Below are 2217 nucleotides of genomic sequence, written 5' to 3'. Positions count from 1 at the left end.
CTTTCCTCTCGGCGGATTTGCCTCCGCCGATGCCGACACCCTCACCTTCTGGAGCCGCCTCCGCGACCATGCGTGGCACATGACCCTGCCGGTCATCTGCTACATGGCGGGGAGTTTCGCGGTGCTCACGCTGATGATGAAAAACGCCGCGCTTGATCAGATCTCGAGCGACTACGTGCGAACGGTTCTGGCCACGGGCGCCTCGTTCCGGCGCGCGGTCTGGTGTCACGCCTTCCGCAATGCACTCATCCCGATCGCGACGGGCGTGGGCGGCATCCTGACCGTCTTTTTCGCCGGCTCGGTCATCATCGAGACGATCTTCGAGATTCCCGGCATGGGGCAGCTCAGCCTGAACGCCATCACCCGGCGCGATTACGCCGTCTTCATGGCGCTCCTCTCGCTCACCGCCTCGCTCCAGTTGATCGGCAATCTGATCTCGGACGTCTGTTACATGATCATCGACCCCCGCATCCATTTCGACCGCTCATGAACGCCACACCCCCTCAACCGCGCTCCTTGAACGCCAAACGGTTTGCCGCCTTTCGCCGCAACCGGCGGGCGTGGTGCGCCGTCTGGGCGCTCGGCGCCCTGGCGTTTGCGAGCCTGATCGCCGATGGCATCTGCAACAGCCGTCCGCTCTTTCTCCGCCTGGACGGCAAGGCCTTTTTTCCCGCGTTTCGCTTTTACACGGAACAGGATCTGCTGCAGAATGGCCGCTTCACCCGCGTGGATTACCGCGCCGTCGTCGCTTCGGAACGCTTCACCGCCAATCCCCGCAACACGGCCTGGTTTGCACCCATCCCGTGCGGGCCCAATACCATCTTGTCCGCCAGCGACTTTGCCGGGTACCGGAGCCTGCGGGTGACGGTCGCACCAGCACCCCGCATCGGCCGCTTCAACCTTTCCCCCGAGGGGGTGGTCTCGCGTCCGATCGCGTGCGAGACGTTTTTCCCGGACCTCGCCGAGGCCGAGGGCGCCGTCCTCGTCGAGCACTGGTTGCTGACCGATGCGGTGTCCGCCGCGATCCGGATCCGTTTTGACAACCGTCCCGCGCCCGCGTTCGAGGCTGTGCTTCGCCACGCAGGCGCGTCAGGGATGCAGGCTGTCTTTTCTCTCGCCGCGTACGAACCGCGTGACACGCCCCCGGCCACCGTGCGCCTCTCGCTCCGCGCCACAGACTCGGCCGCATTCAAGCCGCTGACCCGGCAGATCGCCGCCGACGACGCGCAGCGGGCCGCCGCCGAGGGTTCGCTGCCGATGCTCCTCGGCCGCCATTTCGGGAGCGACACGGCGCTGGCCGAATCCCTGGCACCCGTGGTGGCCGACGCGCTGCAGTCCAATTCGGCCGAAGCTGCTGGCGTCTGGAACGGGGCCGACGCCCGCTTCACCTGCGTATTCCCTCCTGTATCCTGGCCACACCGACCGGTTCCCGGCCATTGGATGGGCGTCGACGGCTCGGGACGGGACGTCCTGGCCCGTGTCCTGTTCGGCCTTCGGACCGGACTGCTGTTTGGCGCGCTCTTGGTGGTCTGGGCGATGTGCATCGGCCTCGTGATCGGGGCGCTACAGGGATATTTCGGCGGCCTTCTGGACCTGTTCGGCCAGCGGCTGATCGAAATCTGGTCGGCCCTCCCCTTCCTGTACATCATGATCCTGATCGGCTCGGTCCTCGGCCGGAGCTTCCTGCTGCTGCTGATCTGCTTTGGCCTCTTCAACTGGATTGGCATCTCCACCTACATGCGCGCCGAATTCCTCCGCCTCCGCGGCCGGCCGTTCATCGAATCGGCCCGCTGCCAGGGTCTTGGCCCGCTCCGCATTATCTTCCGCCACATCCTCCCCAACGCCCTCACGCCGCTGATCACCCTGTTTCCCTTCAATCTCGTCGGCGCCATCGCGGCCCTCTCGGCCCTGGACTTTCTGGGCTTCGGCCTGCCGCCGCTCGCGCCCAGTTGGGGCGAGCTCCTCAATCAGGCTCAGGCACACCGCGGAGCCTGGTGGCTCGTCGTCTTCCCCTCATCCGCGCTGTTTGTCGTCATGATCCTCGCCGTGCTGATCGGCGAGGGGCTGCGCGATGCGTTCGACCCCAAACCCAAAACCCGCATGGAGTGATGCCCGATGCCGCCCCTGCTCCAGATCGAACACCTCTCCGTGCGCTTCGACACCGATGACGGCGTCGTCGCTGCGGTTGATGATGTGTCGCTCGCGCTTGACCGCGGC

Annotated in this window: 3 protein-coding genes; all 3 read left to right on the top strand. The window is 65.9% G+C overall.

Translation table 11 applies throughout. The features are described from left to right. Nucleotides 1-490: ABC transporter permease subunit (locus FJ222_12710; GenBank protein ID MBM4165282.1), on the top strand; the 490-nt coding region annotated here is incomplete at its 5' end. Nucleotides 491-1440: 950 nt separating this feature from the next. Next, nucleotides 1441-2109: an ABC transporter permease subunit gene (locus tag FJ222_12705; GenBank protein ID MBM4165281.1), complete on the top strand. Its 669-nt coding sequence runs from the start codon at nt 1441-1443 to the stop codon at nt 2107-2109. A 6-nt stretch (nt 2110-2115) separates the two neighbouring features. Beyond that, the coding region (locus FJ222_12700) for an ABC transporter ATP-binding protein (GenBank protein ID MBM4165280.1) at nt 2116-2217 on the top strand (102 nt) is incomplete at its 3' end.

This window comes from Lentisphaerota bacterium, from assembly GCA_016873675.1.
Taxonomy (GTDB): domain Bacteria; phylum Verrucomicrobiota; class Kiritimatiellia; order RFP12; family JAAYNR01; genus VGWG01.
This window is presented reverse-complemented; position numbering and strand designations above follow the sequence as displayed.